9 protein-coding genes are annotated in these 14,285 nt (G+C 26.5%); 2 read left to right on the top strand and 7 right to left on the bottom strand.

Annotation, left to right across the window (positions count from 1 at the left end; genetic code table 11):
* Nucleotides 1-73: 73 nt before the first annotated feature.
* The 4 genes from ACYUEX_RS02455 to ACYUEX_RS02440 form a co-directional block, all read right to left on the bottom strand.
* The gene (locus tag ACYUEX_RS02455; RefSeq protein ID WP_411170094.1) at nucleotides 74-595 is read right to left on the bottom strand and encodes a DUF1836 domain-containing protein; all 522 of its coding nucleotides are present in this window, start codon (nucleotides 593-595) and stop codon (nucleotides 74-76) included.
* A gap of 21 nt (nucleotides 596-616) precedes the next feature.
* Nucleotides 617-1,468: a DegV family protein gene (locus tag ACYUEX_RS02450; RefSeq protein ID WP_460286413.1), complete on the bottom strand. Its 852-nt coding sequence runs from the start codon at nucleotides 1,466-1,468 to the stop codon at nucleotides 617-619.
* Nucleotides 1,469-1,812: 344 nt separating this feature from the next.
* The gene (locus ACYUEX_RS02445; protein WP_460286412.1) at nucleotides 1,813-6,528 is read right to left on the bottom strand and encodes a SpaA isopeptide-forming pilin-related protein; all 4,716 of its coding nucleotides are present in this window, start codon (nucleotides 6,526-6,528) and stop codon (nucleotides 1,813-1,815) included.
* A gap of 228 nt (nucleotides 6,529-6,756) precedes the next feature.
* Nucleotides 6,757-7,227, bottom strand: coding sequence for a L,D-transpeptidase (locus ACYUEX_RS02440; RefSeq protein ID WP_460286411.1), 471 nt, complete (start codon nucleotides 7,225-7,227; stop codon nucleotides 6,757-6,759).
* A gap of 470 nt (nucleotides 7,228-7,697) precedes the next feature.
* Between ACYUEX_RS02440 and ACYUEX_RS02435 the strand changes: the two genes are divergently transcribed.
* Entirely contained in the window at nucleotides 7,698-8,246 is a 549-nt protein-coding gene (locus tag ACYUEX_RS02435; RefSeq protein WP_460286410.1) for a 50S ribosomal protein L25, read from the top strand.
* 525 nt (nucleotides 8,247-8,771) lie between these two features.
* Nucleotides 8,772-10,058, top strand: coding sequence for a branched-chain amino acid transport system II carrier protein (brnQ, locus tag ACYUEX_RS02430; protein WP_460286409.1), 1,287 nt, complete (start codon nucleotides 8,772-8,774; stop codon nucleotides 10,056-10,058).
* Between the two features lie 268 nt (nucleotides 10,059-10,326).
* On the opposite strand, the gene rpsD is transcribed toward brnQ, so the two are convergent.
* The 3 genes from rpsD to ACYUEX_RS02415 form a co-directional block, all read right to left on the bottom strand.
* On the bottom strand, nucleotides 10,327-10,920 hold the full coding sequence (rpsD, locus tag ACYUEX_RS02425) for a 30S ribosomal protein S4 (protein WP_460286408.1): 594 nt from the start codon (nucleotides 10,918-10,920) through the stop codon (nucleotides 10,327-10,329).
* A gap of 277 nt (nucleotides 10,921-11,197) precedes the next feature.
* Nucleotides 11,198-12,877, bottom strand: coding sequence for an ABC transporter ATP-binding protein (locus ACYUEX_RS02420; protein ID WP_460286407.1), 1,680 nt, complete (start codon nucleotides 12,875-12,877; stop codon nucleotides 11,198-11,200).
* Nucleotides 12,878-13,158: 281 nt separating this feature from the next.
* Nucleotides 13,159-14,190: an ArsR/SmtB family transcription factor gene (locus tag ACYUEX_RS02415; protein WP_411170087.1), complete on the bottom strand. Its 1,032-nt coding sequence runs from the start codon at nucleotides 14,188-14,190 to the stop codon at nucleotides 13,159-13,161.
* Between the last annotated feature and the right edge of the window lie 95 nt (nucleotides 14,191-14,285).

Genomic DNA, 14,285 nt, shown 5'->3' with positions numbered 1-14,285 from the left:
TATGATTATATAATAAAAGACCCATTCCTATTAAAAATAAAAATGGATCTTAATCAAAAGATTATATATCTAATTATGTTTTATCTAAAAGATATTTTTTTATATATATCTTATGTGCAAATGACATTACTGTAGATCTAACTACTTCTGCCTCATAGATAATCTTTTTAGTAGAACTATGCCCCGAAAAATTTCTTGTAGTAAAAACAGATTTTAAAGCTTTTTCAAGTTCTATACAAAAAAAATCATATGCTTCTTCTATAGGACAAGTATTTATCTGTTTATTTATAAGAGTACATATTTCTTTTAAAGTAAATACTTGTTTTAAAGTACAAACTACAATTAAATATGCTAAATGTTTTTCATCATATTTTTTATCTTTTGGAGGATAAACTACCTTTTGTTTTACATAATTATTAAGCATTGTAGGAGTTAGTAATTTCTCATCACTGTTAATATTTATTACACTTAATACATCCTCTATATATGTGATAACCTGCTCTTTATACAGAGATACTTTAGGTAGTTCATCAAACCTTGGGCAATGAAAATCTAAAAACTCATTAAAATTTTCACCCCTATTACTTTTATCCATTATAGCCTCCAATTTATATCATCATTTTAATAAATCATGCTTTTTTATTACTTGTATCGCAACGCATCCTGGACCACCTTGTGTTGTAAATGCTGGACTTAACAACTTGACTTCTATATCAGCATCTTTAATATTTTCTAATATAACCTCTTTTGCTTCATCTACTAACTCTTCTTTACAAGCATGAGAAATATAAATCTTATAACTTGAATCAATGTTATTTTCAGTTAATGATTCACATACCTTTTTAACTGCCTTTTTAAATGTACGTTTAGTAGTGAATTTTGTAAGAGACTTACCATCTTCTGAAAGTACCATTACTGGAACTAATTTAATTGCACTACCTATTTTACCAACTAAAGATGAAACTCTTCCGCCCCTTGCTAAAAACTCAAAATCGTGTGGAATTAAAAATGACTTTGATGTTTCAATTTTTTCATTTATTTCATTTAAAATCTCAGTCTTTGTATATCCACTCTCAACAAATTTAACAGCTAAGTCAACTAAATATCTGTGAGGCCCACAAAGAGTCTTTGAATTAATTACTGTTATACGTTCTGGATTATTATCCATATTTTTTGCCATACATGCTGAGTTATATGTACCTGATAAACCATCTGCCATGGAAATATTTATTATTTCATCCTCTGGATATTTACTATATAAATCTAATACATATCCAATAGATGGTTGTGAAGATTTAGGAATATGTCCTTGGTTTATAATATCAATAAATTCTTCTGTATTAATATCTTCATATTCCCTATATGTCTTGTTATTAATGCTAACAGTAAGAGGAGCAATATCAACATTATTAGCTTGTCCTTCTTTGATAGAATAAAGTGTAGATGAGTCTGATACAATTTTTATCATCTTTTCTCTCCAATTTCGTATTTTAATCTAATATATGTAGTTTTTAAAACTATTTGTTTCAGATTATCATACTAAGTAATCGATGTCAATAACATTTTTTCAAGTATTTAGACCAATAATTTCTATCTATCTTTAGTTAATTTCATTACTTCTTTATTTCTAAATTATATATTTGTATTATTTAATTTCTAATCTCATTGAATACTAATATAAATATTATATTCATACTATTATTCAATGGGATTTTAAATCTTATCATTAATTAAACTTAATAAAAAAGATGATTTTAGTTAGTTACTAAAACCATCTTTTTTCTTTAAATATTTTAATGTTTACTATTCTTATTATTCTGATGCTTTTCTTTTGAATAAAAATACGCTACCTAGGATTATTGCTAGTAATCCTATTAATAATAAAATCCTTACATCAAAAGCACTTCCAGTCTTAGGCAATAGTTTATCTTCATTTGTATTTTTATTACTACTTTCATTATTGCTTTCATTAATACTTTCATTTTTTATTTTATCATTCTTAATATTGAATATTTTCTTTTCTGAAGAAGTAATCTCAACTTTAATTTCTTCATCACTTATCTTGTATCCATTTGGTGCCTTTGTTTCCTTAATTGTATATATTCCATAATCTACAGCTTCAAATCTAGCTATTCCATTGGCATCACTTATTGCTGTCGCTATAGCTTTACCATCCTTATCATATAAGGTAAACTCTGCTCCTTCAAGGACATTTCCATTATTATCAACCTTCTTGATTTCAATTGTTCCTTTTATTCTAGTGTTTTCAACTTCATAGTAGTAAACAACTCTATTTTCTATAATTGATACTTTTATAATATCACTTGATGATACGTATCCGTCTGGAGCTTTAGTTTCTTTTATATAATAATCTCCATAAAGTACATCATTAAATACTATAATCCCATCTTTATCAGATACAACTGATTCTAATGCATTATTATTAGAATCGTATAAAGTAAACTCTGCTCCTTGCAGCACCTTTCCATCTTGATCTAATTTCTTTATTTTAATTAATGCCTTAATTTTTGTATCAGTAATTGTTCCTGCTTCATAAGTTATTCCACTTTCTACTCCATTTACTTCAACATTCAATATTTCATCTGAAATATTGTACCCTTCAGGTGCTCTTGTTTCTTTAACCTCGTAACTTCCGTATGGAATATCAGTAAATATTGCAAGTCCATTTAAATCAGTTATTGCTTTTTTAACTTCCTTTCCATTTGCATCAAATAAAGTGAATTCTGCATCTGAAAGATAATTTCCATCCTCACTTTTCTTAATAACCTCAACTCTGCCTGTAATTTTTTCATTTGTTAAAGTATCTTTTAATATAACACCATCATCTTTAATACTAAAATAGTACTTGTTATTATTTAATAGATATCCTTCTGGTGCCTTAGTTTCAACAAAATAATAGTCTCCATAGACTAAATCATTAAATTCTATAGTTCCATCTTCACCTGTTATCTTAGTATCTACTAATATATCATCCTTAGTATATATTGAAATTGTTGCTCCAGGTAAAAGTTTAGAAGTAACTGAATCTTTTTTGCTTATATTAATACCACCATGTATCTTTTTATTTGTTAACGTATCTTTTAATATAATACTGTCTTCTTTAATACTAAAATAATGCTTCTTATTATTTAATGTATATCCTTCTGGTGCTTTAGTTTCTAGGAAATAATAATCTCCGTAAACTAAGTTATTAAATTCTACAATTCCATTGGTTCCTGTTATCTTGCTATCTACTAGTTTATCATCAACAGTATATATTGAAATTGTTGATCCAGATAATGCCTCAGAAGTAGATAAATCTGTTTTAGTTATATTAATACCACCATATACTTTTTTATTTTCTAATGTATCTTGTATTACTAATCCATCTTCTTTAATACTGAACGGATATTTATTGCTATTTATAACATAACCTTCCGGTGCTTTAGTCTCTAGGAAATAATAATCCCCATAAGGTAAATTACTAAATTCTACAGTTCCATCAGCTTCTGTTATCTTACTATCTACCAATTTATCATCATTAGTATATATTGAAATCGTTGCTCCCTTTACTACTTTAGATGTTTCAGAATCAACTTTTAATATTTTAATTCCACCCTTAATAATATTATTTTTCCATACATATTTTATATTTTTTATATCACTTTTACTACTTATATTAAACTCATATAATCCATCTTTAAAGCCTTCTTGATTTGTTAAAGTATATCCAATAGGTGGCGTTATCTCTTGAACATAATAAGGTATATCATATTTTATCTTATCAAAAGTAAGAGAACCATTTTCATCAGTAATACCAGTGCTTACTATATTTTTATACTTATCTAAAAGATTAAATTTTGCACCTTGTAACTTTTTAGAATTATCATCACTATCTACTTTTGAAATAGTAATACTACCCTTTTCACCTATTCCACCACTTCCACCACCTTGGAATACTACATTTACAGAACCTGAACTACCTTCTTCTATAGTTTTACTTCCTATAAATGAAGCAGTATTCTTAAAAGGCGATTTAGATTTATCAGTTACATTTGTTCTAAAAGTTAATAAATATGGACTATTCACAGGACCTGGAAAATTAAAAATAAATTCTCTTTTTATGCTATCATATTTAACGTTATTTTCATCTAACTCTACTTTTTCTCCTTTAGTAAGAGTTCCATTTGAATTTAAAGTTTGATTATATAGTTCTACAGATGTTGTATCTAATTCTAATCCTTCTTGTAATATATCTTGAACTTTTGCATCGTCTAATTGAATAGAATTAGAATTTATATCTATATTCCAATCAATATAATCATTTCCAATCTTATAATCAGCACTTTTATCAATTATTGCATTAGATACAGTTTTAGAAGCTTCACTACTTACATTTGGTGGTACTAAATCCCCTGATAACTCTGCTTTATTTTTTATAGTTTTATCTCCATTTGAATGAAATATAGTTAAATCAGTAATTTTAGTTTTAAAAGTAATTATATAAGTTTCATTAATTTCATTTGGAAATGTATAAGTTAATGTTCCTGTCTTCACACTATCATTGTCATCTGCTTTTTTGTATGAGAATTTTTTTACATCTGCTCCTTTATCTATAGTTGCAGAACCTTCTACATATTCTTGCCCTATTGGAATATTATCTGTAACTACTACGTTTTTCATTTTCATTGCATTTTTATTTACTTTAATACTCCATGTTAACTCATTTGTTATATAATCATAGTTTTCAATATTTTTCTTTATAACTTCACTTGACACATCTTGTGTACCAGTAGAGGAAGAAGGCTTACTTAAATTACTACCTGTTAATGTTGCTGTATTATAATACTTTTCATTAGCTATGTTCCCTGAGAAAATATTATTGTCTGTTACTTCTGTTTTAAAAGTTATAACATAGTATTTATTAATTGGTCCTTTAAATTCATATTTAAGAGTTCCTGTTTTTTCTTTATCGTCTTTATTTGCTGGTATATAAGTAAAACCATTAATATCTGCGCCACCATCTATAGTTGCAGAGCCTTCTACATATTTTTGTCCCATTGGAATATTATCTGTAATTACTGCATTTTCTATATTTATCATGTTACGATTAACAATAATTTGCCATTTTATATGATGAGTAGATGGATCATACTCTATACCACTTTTTTCAATGACATAGCTTGGAACACCTACTTCATTACTATTAGCAGATGGTTCTCCATTAATTCCATTTCCACTAATGCTAGCAGTATTAGTATATACCTTCCAGTTATTTGATTCATGAGCTTCTTTATCTATTATATCAGTAGAAAATGTAATAACTTGAGGCTTGTCTATCGTACCTGGAAAAGTGTACTCCAATACATTATTATTGTATACATACCCAGATGTTGGTTGTCCATTTACTTTAAAGCTTCCATCAGTAAGCTTCAATCCTACTGGAATATTATCTGTAATTTTAGGATTTGTAAGAGTTAATCCATTATTATTAACATTAATAGTCCACTCAATCCTTCTTGTTACAGTTCCATCTTGATTACGTATTTCTACATACTTACCACTTTTATCAATGTAATCTGTAGTTACAGTAACATATGCCGTATTAGATGTTATCTCTGTACCATCATGATTTAAAATTGCTTTATTATATATGTCGGTGCTAGCCCCTTCTGTTTCAAAAACTTTAGGATCTGTTACCTTGGTTTTAAATGTTACATTATATACATCATTAATTGTATCCTTAAATTTATAAATTAAAGTTCCAGTTTTATCACTATTGCCATTAGTTGCCTTTTCATATGTAAATCCACTTGCGTCTGCTCCATTATCTATAGTAGCTGATCCCTCTACATATTCTTGTCCTATAGGAATATTATCAATTAACTGAGCATTATTAACAGTAACCCTCTCATTATTAACTTTAACATTCCAAGTAATTTCATTTTTGCTTGCATCATAGCTTCCAGTTTTTTCAATAGATGTTGATGGCTGCTCTGGTTGATCAAAATTCACGTCAATAACAACTGGTTCTGCATCACCACCTAATTCAAATACTATTTTCTCTGGATTTATATCTCCTATATTATCTCTATCAAAAATAGTATCTATATAAAAATAGCCGTCTATATTAGAATGTGTACTTGCATAGTTTGTAAAAACAATTGTTATTTCTCCATTTGTATCGAAATGTGCCTTAGCTATTACATTTCCATCATCATCTTTAATATCCATATCAAGTGGATATTGAATAGCTATTTGCTTTGGCATATTCATTTTAAATACTTCCCCGTCTTTTACATCATTTGCATTTGGAATAGCAAAACTATATTTTATACGCACCTCAGAACTTTTATCAATTCCATCCTTTAGAGGTTTATCTTGTAAATCACTTATAGTAACCCCTGTTATAAATGAAAACTTTTTTGTTTCATCAGCTTTTACAATATTAATAGGCTTTATTCCAGAAAATATCTGAAATATGAATATAATAGTCATTGCAATTGCTGAATTTTTTATTTTTTTCATTAAACCCACTCCCCTTCAAAATTATTTGTAAAAAATATCTAACTGTTTCTGTAAACATTAACAATTAGATAATAATAATTATTATTTAATTTTAATAGCACTTTAAAGTATAACAATAATTATTTATAAATCAATCATAAATTACTAAATTTATGATAAAATCAAAAATTTCCCATTAACATCAATATATTTCTATTAAATTTAAATTTATTTTATTATTTTAATACTTTAACTAATATAAACCTTGGTTCCTTTTGAAATATTGTCATATATCCATTTAGCATTTTCTTTAGAAAGTCTTACACATCCATCTGATAAAGCCATACCAAGCCTTCCATCCCTTACACTCCCATCAAGATTATAAATAATTGAGTGAAATAAGTAGTTTCCATAAAATTGTGTATAGTACCAACATTTATATCCCTTCTCTACGCCAAAGTATAGTCCTTTAATACCAATAGTGTAAGTTCCTTTCGGTGTAGGCGTAGATGGTTTACCAATAGTGCAAATATAACTGTGTATTAGTCTCCATTTATTTGTTGACCCTTCAAATACATTAACTTTAAACTTTTTAAGATCTACCCATATAAAGTAATTTGTGCTACTAGAAAAATTTCCTGAATTAACAAATTCACTAGCAGTATCAGTGTAGTCCTCTCCCCTATTAAATTTTCCAAAAATCTTATTAATTATTTTCATAGTTACCATCCTTAAAAATTTTTTCTAAAATATAGTATTCATAACTAATAATTTATGAAACAAAATAAATATTTACTTATAGATTATTTATATTTTATTTAAAATTCTATAATAGTTTAATATGCATATATAATCTCTTTAAAAGCATATATACTAAATTTCCCACTTTAATAATATTTTTCAATTTTTATTGATTTATCATAATATTCTGTGTTTTTCTTTAATACTTCTCTTTTAAATAAGCATTCTATTGACAAATCTATACTTTCTTATCTTTGATTTTAATTTGTGTATCTATTAGACTTGATTTAATAGCATAAGGGAGGATGATGCATATGTGGGGCTTTGAAATTAAGCTCTAGGTGCGGTTATTTAAATATCTCATATTATGAGTATTTTAACCTTAACTTCTATAGAGCTTAATAAATAAATACATAAACAATAAAAAAGTTAAGAAAGAGGTATTTATTATGTCAAATATAGCATTTAAGGTATATGAAAGAAACGAAAAAACAAATCAAAATAAGCTTAGAAAAAATGGACAAATTCCTGGAATAATATATGGGGAATTCCTTGATGGTACAATCCCTGTAAAAATGTGCAATGCAGAACTTAGAAGAATGCTTAAGAAAAATAATAGCGGATCTATTATAGAGGTTGAGCTAGAGGATAAGAAACTTAATTGTGTAGTTAAGGAAGTTCAAAAAAATAATCTACATGAAATATTGCATGTAGATTTTCAATATATTAAAGCAAATGAAGTAATAAAAATGAGAATTCCTATAAAAACTATTGGACAAGAAAATTTAGAATCCAGGAGATTAACGTTAGAAACTCATAATCTATTTATAGATTTACAAGGAAATGTTGAAATAATTCCTGAATCAATTGAAATCAATGTAGCTGATATGCAAGCTGATGATAAAATATTTATTGAGGACATTGTTATTCCACAGGAAATAACAATTTTAACTGACCCTAAAACTTTACTAGCTGTTGTAAGCAGCCAATACGTTTAATCTATATATCGTATAAATATTATATAAATTAGAATAAAAAGGGATACTATGGATACTTAATATAAATTATCTATTCATATATCCCTTTTTCATTTAAATATTTAAATTCAACACTACTTATTTCTCCAATAAAAGTTCCTGCCAACAACTTATCTTTTAATATTTATTTAGAAAATATATTTTTCTATTGCAATTTTCAAATTTAATCTATATAATTATTTTAAAATATTTATAAATTTTAATTTTTAGGAGACTTAAAAGAATGATAAAAAATATAAGCTTACCAAATTTGCTAAAACTTAATAATTTCTTCTTTAGCTTTTTTAGTTAGGTTTGTATTTATGAGTTTATATATTAACCATAGATACAAACACGCAATTGTTTGTGTCTATGAAGGCTAAAGTTAATTTGTTATGTAAAGCCACATAGATAAACACTATGTGGCTTTACATCCTAGGCCTTAAAGCCACATAGTAAATATACTATGTGGCTTTTTTATATATAAAACATGAAAGAGGGATCAATATGAAAAAAAATAAAAATAAAGATGTAATAATTATTGCTTTTGCAGTATTCTCAATGTTTTTTGGTGCTGGAAATTTAATTTTTCCTCCTTATATAGGAGTAACTTCTGGTAGTAAATGGATTGTGAGCTTTTTAGGATTTATATTCTCTGATGTTGGACTTATTCTTTTATCTATAGGTGCAATAGCAACTGCTGGGTCATTTAAATCAATTTTAGAGAAGGCAGGTAATAAATTTGGCCTTATTTTAGAAATTATAATAATGCTTTGCTTAGGTCCAATATTAATTGTTCCAAGAACTGCTGCTACAACTTTTGAAATGAGCATTAAGCCGCTTCTTAGTTCAGTTAATCCAGTTTTATTTTCAATAATATTCTTTTCTATAGTTCTTATTTTAACAATAAGACCTACTAAAGTTATGGATATATTAGGTAAATTCTTAACCCCAATATTATTAATTGCACTAGCTGCACTTATAATAAAAGGAGTTATTTCACCTATTGGAAATTTAAATATTAACATAGAATCTTCAAATTTATTTATGACAGGACTTACTCAAGGATATCAAACTATGGATCCTCTTGGAACAGGCGGCATTACTGCACTCATGATATCTTCTTTCTTAAGTAAGGGATATAATAAAAAAGAAACTATGGGACTTACTATAAGATCAGCTATAATTGCTGGTATAGCACTTTCTTTGGTATATGGTGGTTTAACATACTTAGGAGCAACTGCATCTACTATTTATAATTTAAATATACCTCAAACTACATTATTAATTAATATAACAAATACGCTTTTAGGTAACATAGGAACAATAATATTAAGCATAGTTGTAGCCTTTGCATGTCTTACTACAGCTATTGGTTTGACTTCTGTTACAAGCAAATACTTTGAAGATGTCACAAATAGAAAGTTAAAATATAATTACATAGTAATTTTTATATGTGTATTTAGCGCTATTATATCTAATTTTGGTGTTGATAAAATAATATCTATTTCAGCTCCTATATTAACAATAATTTATCCAGTTTCTATAGTTTTAATCTTAATGAATTATTTCAGAAGAATATTTACTAGGATTGAAATTTATAAAGGAGCTGCTTATGCTACTCTTCTCACCAGCCTTTTTACTGTTGTGGATAGTTTAGGTGTAAGTATAAGTTTTGTCCACAAATTACCTTTGGCTAGTTTTGGATTTAATTGGGTATTACCAGCTGTATTTGGTGGATTTATAGGGTTAATTTGCAGTTACAGAAGCAAAAAATATTTAAGTAATTATTAAAAAGATTTTTCAATTTAATTGTTCTATAAAAAAAGTGGACACATATAAGTTTGCTTATTCCATCGTTTCACTCCAAGTCATCGAAAACTTATATGCGTCCACTTGAAAACTGAAGGAAGAAATTATAATAGCTTATCCACAGGATGCGTTATTATAATTTCCTATAAAATAAAAAGAAAGCTATACACTGCACTGTATAGCTTTCTTTAATGGCAAAATATACTTTAATTTTAAGAAGTTATGAAACTTATGCTATTAGCTAAGATAATTATCTAGAGTAGAATTCAACTATTAGATTTTCATTAATCTCTATCGGTATTTCATTTCTTAATGGAAGTCTAGTGTAAACAGCCTTAAACTCATCTAAATTAGAATCAATATAAGGTAACACATTTACATGATTTTTTATAATTTCAAGATAATTCTCAGATTTTCTTGATTTTTCCCTTAAAGAAATTTCTGTTCCTGGTTCTACTTTATAAGATGGAATATCAATCTTCTTTCCATTAACAAGGATATGTCCATGATTAACCATTTGTCTTGCAGCTCTTATAGAGTTTGCAAATCCCATTCTATATACAAGATTGTCTAACCTTGATTCTAACCTTATTAATAAAGCTTCACCAGTTGTACCTTCTTTAGTCTTAAAAGCATCTTCAACATATTTTCTGAATTGCTTTTCTAAAACTCCATAATAAGCTCTTAATCTTTGTTTTTCTAATAATCTTATACCATACTCAGATAACTTCTTATCTGCTCTGCTTGTTCCCTTAACAGCCCTATTCATAGCTTTTGGATGTCCTACAACATTTAATCCAAGTCTTCTGCACTGTTTAAATCTTGGGCCTCTTTCTCTAGCCATTGTTTCCCTCCTCTTTAAAATTAAATTATGCATTTATAATATCACAGATTCTTTTTAATCGAAAATCATTATCAGTTCATTTAAGCTTATTATATCAAATTATTTTAATTATTCTCACTATCTCTCCTTAATTGATAATATTTATCAATTAAGGAGCATATGAAAAATATTTTTAATTTTATCTTAATTTAAGAACTTGACTCTTTTTTACTTGATACACTTTTTAATATAATTCATGAGTTCTTTTGAAAAATTCTCTATTACTATTATATAAATACTATACATTATAAAACTCAAAAAATTTCCCCTTTTTATTTGATAAATCTTCAAAATTTCCTTTTTCAACTATATGTCCCTTCTCCATATAAATTATTTCATCATACAATTTTAATAAATCTTCACTAGTCTTATGAGTAATAGTAATTAAAGTTAAATTATCTATATCTAATAATTTACTTTCTATATCACAAGCAGTTTGCATATCTATTGAGGAGGTTCCTTCATCTAACACGAGAATTGGAGTCTTTTGAATCAAAGCCCTAGCTATTGCAATCCTTTGTCTTTGACCACCTGAAAGGTTGCTTCCATTTTCCCCAACTAAATAATCTAACCCTTCTGAATTATTTCCTATAAACTTATCTACACCACTTAACTTTAATACATCATCAATCTCTTCTTTAGAAAATTCATTGTATAAACAAATATTATCTCTTATATTCTTATCAAACATATAAACATTTTGGTGTATTATAGAAATCATTTTATTTAGTTCATCAATATCTAAATTTCTTATATTATCACCATCATACCTTATATCGCCATTAAACTCTGAGTAGTAACCAAGCATTAACTTTATTAAAGTAGATTTACCGCATCCACTTTCTCCTAAAATAGCATATTTTTTATTTTTATCTATATTTAAATCTATTCCTTTTATAATTTGTGTATCTTCATCATAGTTGAATGATAAATTTGATATTTTTATATTATTATTAAGAGAAGGTTTATCTTTTCCTATTAAACCAGTATCAACATAATTTGAAAAACTATCTATTCTTTCAAAAACAGGCTTCATACTACTGATTTTAGGAACATTATTCATTATCATAATTACAGGTTGAACAAGAGTGCCAGAAAGTTGAACTATAGCAATAAGCATTCCCATTGTTAAATTTCCCTTTATAACTAAATAAGCTGATAAAAATATTGCTACAAATTGGGTCCCCATACCTAGTGTTTGAGATATAGATTCATTTATAACAAATAGCTTGTCTGCTGCAAATTTTGTATTTGCTAAAATGTTATTTTCATTTTCGAATTCTTTCAATGTATTGTCCTTTAAACCATAAGATCTAATAACATCATATCCTAAAAATATATCTTTAATTTTGATTGTAAACAATGATAGTCTATTAGAAAGTGCTAACTGCTTGTCCTCTAACACCTTACCCAAAATAGCTGGTGATATAAATATTAATATCATGCTTATAAATAATCCGCCAGTCACTAATGGACTTATATAAACTAATAAGATTACTGTAACTAAAAACATAACACTATATTGAAGTATTTCAAGTAATGGCCTAATACAGTTTTCTTCTATTAATTTCATATCATTAGTTAAAACAGAAATATAATCTGCTGTGTTTGTAGATGTGAAATCCTTATAATTACTTTTAAATATCCCTGTGAATATTTTACTCCTCATCATTTTAGTTAAGTTTCTTATAAATATTTTACTTAAAATGTCATATATAAAATATATAATCCCTATAAAGATACCATAAATTCCTGAATATAAAAGTATTTTACTAAACCCCTCCATATTTCCACTAGTAGCTACATCTATTGTTCTTTGTATAAATAAAGACAATCCCACAACTGATATAGAAGATATAGCACTAAATATAACCGTAATTACTAATAAAATCTTATTCCTTTTAATACATTCTTTCATTCTATCTCCTCCAAGTAAATATATATTAGATAATATTAATATATATTAGATATTTTTCTAATATATATCAATATATGATATTTTTTAATTTTTGTCAAACAAATTAGATAACTTTCTAATTTGTTTAGAAGTAGTCAATGTCTTCTTTTACAAATGTTATTTTAAATATGAAAAAAGACATCAATTCGATAAATATTATATCTTATTGATATCTTCTAAGTTATTATTGGCTTTTCAAAGTTTAACTATTGCAGTTATTTTATTATTGCAACATCATAATTTTATAATAAAACTCTATTAAGTTCTTCTATAAACTTTTCAATTCCTTCATTATTTAAAGAGTAATACACCTTTCCATTTTTCTTTTCTACAATAACCATATTACTTTCTAATAAAGTTGCCATATGATACGAAACAGTAGCAGGCGTCAAACTCAAACTCTTGGCTATTTCCAAGCTATACTTTGGATCACCCTTTATAAGTGAAATTATATCTAACTTACTTTTATCAGCTAAAGCTTTTAATTTTAAAATTATCTCTCCCTTATTTCCAATTGCTTTAATATGCTCTTTATGTATAATTTCGTATAATAATCCAACAAAGTATGTATCTTTAATTTCAATTAATGAATTTACAAAAGCTAGTGTTGGTATTACAGCATAATTTTGAGAAGATTTAGTCTTATTATTAGTTATAATTTCACATTTACCAGACTTAATATATTTACTCAAATCTGATATTAACTTAGGTAACTTCTTTTCAATTACTTTATAAGCTTCATTATATGCACCTCTGTTCTTCTCTAACTCCTCAATTAAATCCTTATAATAACTTTTAGGACTTTCTAAAATAAGCATTAATTTCCACTTTATATTTTCAGCTATATCTAACTTTCTTAAAAACCCTAAAATATTATTAAGAGTTTTAATATCATCTATAGAATTTTCTAGCTCATAGGCCTCATTTATAATATCTAATATCATCATTTTAAGCTCTTCTTCACTAAAATCATCTAATGAGCTTATCATCTTCTCATTCTTTATTATTAAAAGTGCAAGAATAATAAAAATACTTGAGTCCTCTTCTTCCAATAAAAACAAGTCCTTTTTATTAACTACCTTATATTTATTAAATTCTTTTATATACTTATCAATAATCTTGAAATTCTTTTTTATAAATAATTCACCATTGACTCCATGAGAATCGAGTTCCTTAATTGACCTACTTATAAGCATTTCATAATTCTCACTGACAAAAAGCAATCCTAGTATTTCGCAAATTGGATTTAGCTTTTCAGTTATCTTAATATTCATGTTTTTCACTCCTATAAGTTACTTTAATTTATTATAGCATACTCTATAACATGATTTTTTATATAAGCTAATATTTTTAATATAGAAATACTCGC

The organism is Clostridium sp. CTA-7 (assembly GCF_054768095.1).
This window is presented reverse-complemented; position numbering and strand designations above follow the sequence as displayed.

Bases quoted from the DNA above. Each gene is read 5' to 3' on its own strand.
- ACYUEX_RS02455 (WP_411170094.1), bottom strand. From the start codon at position 595: ATGGATAAAAGTAATAGGGGTGAAAATTTTAATGAGTTTTTAGATTTT.
- ACYUEX_RS02450 (WP_460286413.1), bottom strand. From the start codon at position 1,468: ATGATAAAAATTGTATCAGACTCATCTACACTTTATTCTATCAAAGAA.
- ACYUEX_RS02445 (WP_460286412.1), bottom strand. From the start codon at position 6,528: ATGAAAAAAATAAAAAATTCAGCAATTGCAATGACTATTATATTCATA.
- ACYUEX_RS02440 (WP_460286411.1), bottom strand. From the start codon at position 7,227: ATGAAAATAATTAATAAGATTTTTGGAAAATTTAATAGGGGAGAGGAC.
- ACYUEX_RS02435 (WP_460286410.1), top strand. From the start codon at position 7,698: ATGTCAAATATAGCATTTAAGGTATATGAAAGAAACGAAAAAACAAAT.
- brnQ (WP_460286409.1), top strand. From the start codon at position 8,772: ATGAAAAAAAATAAAAATAAAGATGTAATAATTATTGCTTTTGCAGTA.
- rpsD (WP_460286408.1), bottom strand. From the start codon at position 10,920: ATGGCTAGAGAAAGAGGCCCAAGATTTAAACAGTGCAGAAGACTTGGA.
- ACYUEX_RS02420 (WP_460286407.1), bottom strand. From the start codon at position 12,877: ATGAAAGAATGTATTAAAAGGAATAAGATTTTATTAGTAATTACGGTT.
- ACYUEX_RS02415 (WP_411170087.1), bottom strand. From the start codon at position 14,190: ATGAATATTAAGATAACTGAAAAGCTAAATCCAATTTGCGAAATACTA.